Source organism: Bradyrhizobium sp. 132 (genome assembly GCF_023074185.1).
In the GTDB taxonomy this organism is placed as follows: Bacteria; Pseudomonadota; Alphaproteobacteria; order Rhizobiales; family Xanthobacteraceae; genus Bradyrhizobium.
In genome coordinates this window covers 1-706 of sequence record NZ_JADPKY010000034.1, presented here as the reverse complement: position 1 = coordinate 706, position 706 = coordinate 1, and the positions used below count along the sequence as shown (strand labels likewise).

1 protein-coding gene is annotated in these 706 nt (G+C 58.6%); it reads left to right on the top strand.

Going from position 1 to position 706, the window contains the following annotated elements; genetic code table 11:
- Window positions 1–19 precede the first annotated feature (19 nt).
- Window positions 20–706 (top strand): AMP-binding protein (locus tag IVA74_RS06145; RefSeq protein ID WP_276577028.1); only part of this gene is annotated, 687 nt, incomplete at its 3' end.

Here is a 706-nt window from a genome sequence, read left to right as displayed (position 1 = left end):
CGACCCGCGTGCGCTTGGCCTGACCTCGCGCCATCTCGCCTATGTGATCTACACCTCGGGATCTACCGGCACCCCAAAGGGAGTCATGATCGAGCATCGCGGATTAGTCAATCTGATAGCTTGGCATGTGCAAACGTTTTGTCTTCAACCAGAAACCTGTTGCGCACTCACTGCCGGACTAGCATTCGATGCCAGCACTTGGGAGCTATGGACTGCGTTATACAACGGCAGCACATTGCTTCTACCTCCCAGAGCGGCAGCGGGAGATTCGCTCCGCCTGCTAGAATGGTGGCGTGATCAATCGCTCGAAGTCGCCTTTCTGATCACGCCGCTGGCCACAATCGCGTTGGAAGACAAGCTGGTAAATCCCACATTGGAGTACTTGCTTGTTGGCGGTGATCGTCTCCACCGTATGCCCGCGTCTCTAACACCGCCTTTAAAGCTGATAAACAACTATGGCCCTACTGAAGCTACGGTCGTGGCGACCTCGGGACGGCTCTCCATCGAAAACGCAGTGCCGCATATCGGCCGTCCGATTGCGAACACGCGTGTGTATCTGCTCGATGGCCATGGCGCGCCCGTTCCGTTGGGAGCGGTGGGAGAGCTCTACATTGGCGGGGCGGGGGTCGCGCGTGGCTATCTGAACCGGCCCGAACTGACGGCGGAGCGGTTCTTGGCCGATCCGTTCAGTGGTGAGGTCGGCGCA